We start from the raw sequence: 1055 nt of genomic DNA, 5'->3' as shown, positions 1-1055 counted from the left end.
ATGGGCCTTCAAGGCTTCGAGTTCGTTGAATTCGCTTCGCCCGTCGCGAACACCCTGGAGCCCTTTTTCGAGAAGCTCGGCTTCACGCTGGTCGCCAAGCACCGCTCCAAGGACGTGGTGCTCTACCGCCAGGGCGACATCAACTTCATCGTGAATCGCGAGCCGCACAGCCCCGCCGCCTACTTCGCGGCCGAGCATGGCCCCGCGGCCTGCGGCCTGGCCTTCCGCGTGAAGGATTCGCACAAGGCCTATGCCCGCGCGCTGGAACTCGGCGCGCAGCCCATCGAGATCGCCACCGGACCGATGGAACTGCGCCTGCCCGCCATCAAGGGCATTGGCGGCGCGCCGCTGTACCTGATCGACCGCTATGAAGATGGCAAGTCGATCTACGACATCGACTTCGAATTCATCGAGGGCGTGGACCGCCACCCGCCGGGCGTCGGCCTGCGAGTCATCGACCACCTGACCCACAACGTCTACCGTGGCCGCATGACCTTCTGGGCCAACTTCTACGAGAAGCTGTTCAACTTCCGCGAGATTCGCTACTTCGACATCCAGGGCGAATACACCGGCCTGACGTCCAAGGCGCTCACGGCACCGGACGGCAAGATCCGCATTCCGCTGAACGAGGAATCGTCCAAGGGCTCCGGCCAGATCGAGGAGTTCCTGATGAAGTTCAACGGCGAGGGCATCCAGCACATCGCGCTCTTGAGCGACAACCTCATCGACACCATCGACCAGCTCGGCCTGGCCGGCATCCCCTTGCTGACCGCACCCAACGACATCTACTACGAGATGCTCGAAACGCGCCTGCCGGGCCACGGCGAGTCGATCCCCGAGCTGCAGGCGCGCGGCATCCTGCTCGATGGCACGACCGAAGGCGGCCAGCCGCGCCTGCTGCTGCAGATCTTCTCGGAGACGGTGTTCGGCGGTCCGGTGTTCTTCGAATTCATCCAGCGCAAGGGTGACTACAGCGACGGCTTCGGCGAAGGCAACTTCAAGGCGCTGTTCCAGTCGATCGAGCGCGACCAGGTGCGCCGCGGCGTGCTGCAGGC

General features: G+C 64.1%; 1 protein-coding gene. It reads left to right on the top strand.

All coding sequences use genetic code 11. The features are described 5' to 3' along the window. The coding region (gene hppD, locus WKW79_RS36995; protein ID WP_340340192.1) for a 4-hydroxyphenylpyruvate dioxygenase at window positions 1-1055 on the top strand (1055 nt) is incomplete at both ends.

The sequence above is a fragment of the Variovorax robiniae genome (assembly GCF_037889955.1).
Taxonomy (GTDB): domain Bacteria; phylum Pseudomonadota; class Gammaproteobacteria; order Burkholderiales; family Burkholderiaceae_C; genus Variovorax; species Variovorax robiniae.
Note: the sequence above shows the minus strand (reverse complement) of the source record. Positions and strands in the feature narration are given on the sequence as shown.